Origin of the sequence: Stenotrophomonas sp. HMWF023 (genome assembly GCF_003060985.1) — a bacterium.
GTDB lineage: Bacteria > Pseudomonadota > Gammaproteobacteria > Xanthomonadales > Xanthomonadaceae > Stenotrophomonas > Stenotrophomonas lactitubi.
On sequence record NZ_QAIJ01000224.1, the window covers coordinates 1,675 to 4,104 of the forward strand.

The following is a 2,430-nucleotide window of genomic DNA, read 5'->3' on the forward strand; positions in this document are numbered from 1 at the left end:
GCTCTTCCAGGCGCAGCAGCAGGCTGGCCAGCTGCAGGTGCTGCAGATCGCGGTCCACCTGTGGCTTCAGCGCACTGATGCGTGCGCGCAGGCGTGCGTAGTCGCTGGCACTGGACGGCGTATCGATCCAGTCGTGGATGTCATCGACCAGCGTCGGCAGGCCCTCGGGCAGCGTCTGTCCATCGCTGCGCAGCGCGCTCAGGCGGTCTGCGATCGATGACAGCACCGGCAGCAGCAACAGCATGCGCTCGCGCAGGCGTTCCATCGACACCGCCGCACCGGCGTGGCGCGGGTCATCGCGGCGCAGGAATTCGATCAGTGCCTCGAACTGCACCAGGTCGGCCGCCAACCGGTTGCGCGGCGCATGCGCACGGCCGCGTTCAAGGATCTGCCGGCACCACTGCGCCGCGTCCTCCATCCAGTTGCCGATGCGCGCACCCAGCATCGGCCGCACCGAGGCCGGGAACAGCAGCGAAGCAAACAGCACCGCCACTACCGTGCCGAGGATGATCTCCTCGCTGCGCGCCACCACGGTGTCGAAGATGGTCTCCGGCGAGGTGACCGCCGGAAAGCCGATGAACGCGGTGGTGTAGCCGGCCAGCAGGAACGCGTAGCCGCGCGGGCCACGGTTGAGCAGGGCCAGGAACAGACAGCCGGCCAGCCAGATCGACATCGCCGCGCTCAGCACCAAGGGCGTTTCCACCAGCGCGGGCAGCATCAGCAGGGTGGCCAGGCCGGCGGCCAGCGTGCCGAGGATGCGGTACACGCCCTTGGCCCGGGTCGGACCCAGCAGCGGCTGGCTGACGATGTACACCGTGCCCATCGCCCAGTACGGGCGCGACAGGTTGCCGGCCATGGCGATGTACAGCGCGACGATCGCTGCCAGGTAGGTCTTGATCGAGAACAGCCAGGCCTGGCGGTCGGTCAGCCCGTTCATCGCTTACCTCGCCGCCGTCGGTGCAGCCGTGGCAGTGGCGTTGTCCTGCCAGCCACCGCCCAGTACCAGGAACAGGTGGATCTGGTCGCGCGAGACCTGGGCTTCCGCCGCGGCCAGGGTGGCATCGCTGCTGGCCAGGCTGCGGTCGGCATCCAGGCTGGACAGGTACGGCGTGCGGCCGCCCTGGTACAGCCGGCGGTTCTGCTCTGCGGCCAGCGCGGCCTGCTCCTGCGCCACCTTCAACGACTGCAGTCGGCGCAGATCCTGCGCATAGCGGTCCAGCGCGGTCTGCGTTTCGCGCAGCGCCTGCAGCACGGCATGGTCGAACTCGGCCAGCGCTGCATCGGCGCCAGCCTCGGCGGCGTGGATGCGTGCATGCGTGCCCGAGGACGGCAGCGTCCAAGAGATCAGCGGGCCGAACGACCACTGCTGGGTCATTGGCTGGCCGAAGTCTTCCAGCAGGCCGGCGGCGCCGACCGAGGCGCCCAGGCGGATGTCCGGGTACAGCTCGGCGGTGGCGACACCGATCCGCGCGGTGGCCGAGGCCAGCTTGCGTTCGGCCTGGCGGATGTCGGGACGGCGCTGCAGCAGTGCGCGGCCATCACCGACCGGAAGCGGCTGGGCAAGGGTCGGTGCGTGCGCGCAGTCGATCACCCCGGCCGGCAGTTGGCCCGGGGTCTGCCCGAGCAGGGCCGCCAGCGAATAGGCAGCGGCCGAACGCTGCGCGTGCAGCGGAGGCAATGCCGCTTCCAGCAGCGCGACCTGGGCATTGGCGCGTGCCAGTTCCGGCGGCGTGCCGCGGCCTGCGTTGATCAACCGCTGGGTGACCGAGCGGCTGCGCTGCTGCAGCTGCAACGAGTGCTCAGCGACATGCAGCTCATGGTTGGCATGGCAGATCTCCAGGTAGCTGTCGGCCACCTCGGCCACCACGCTCACCTGGGCCAGGTCACGTGCGGCGGCCACTGACTGTTCATCGGCGCGCGCCGCTTCGGCACCGCGCTTGAGCTTGCCGAACAGGTCGAACTGGTAGCTGACCGCGAACTTGCCATCGGCCAGGTTGATCACTGGCAGTTCGTGTTCCTGCAGGAACGATTCGGCCGACAGCTGTGCGCGGCTGACCCCGGCCTCGGCCTCGTACTCGAAGCCACCGGCGTCCATCGCCTGCTCGTACACCGCAGCAGCGCGGCGCAGATGCGCGTCGGCGGCCTTCAGTTCGACGTTGTCGCGCAGTGCCTGGGTGATCAGCCCATCCAGCACCGGGTCGTTGTACAGCGACCACCAGCGTGCCGGCAGTGCCTGGTTGGCGGCCACCTGCGGATTCTGGGTGTCGATGAAGGCTGCATTTGCCTGCGGCCGCTTGAACGCCGAGCCTTCCGGCAATGCATAGTCCGGGCCGACGGTCTTGCACGCGGCCAGGCTGGCCAGGGCGACGATCAGGCCGAGGCGGGGCAGGGCGGCGTTCACAGGCCCGCCTGTGTCGGCGCAGCGCCGGC

The 2,430-nt window shown here is 69.6% G+C and carries 2 protein-coding genes; both read right to left on the minus strand.

Translation table 11 applies throughout. The features are described 5' to 3' along the window. On the minus strand, positions 1-937 hold a 937-nt coding region (locus tag DBR20_RS23080; RefSeq protein ID WP_258223326.1), incomplete at its 3' end, for an FUSC family protein. Between the two features lie 3 nt (positions 938-940). After that, positions 941-2,401: an efflux transporter outer membrane subunit gene (locus tag DBR20_RS12135; RefSeq protein ID WP_108266340.1), complete on the minus strand. Its 1,461-nt coding sequence runs from the start codon at positions 2,399-2,401 to the stop codon at positions 941-943. Positions 2,402-2,430 lie beyond the last annotated feature (29 nt).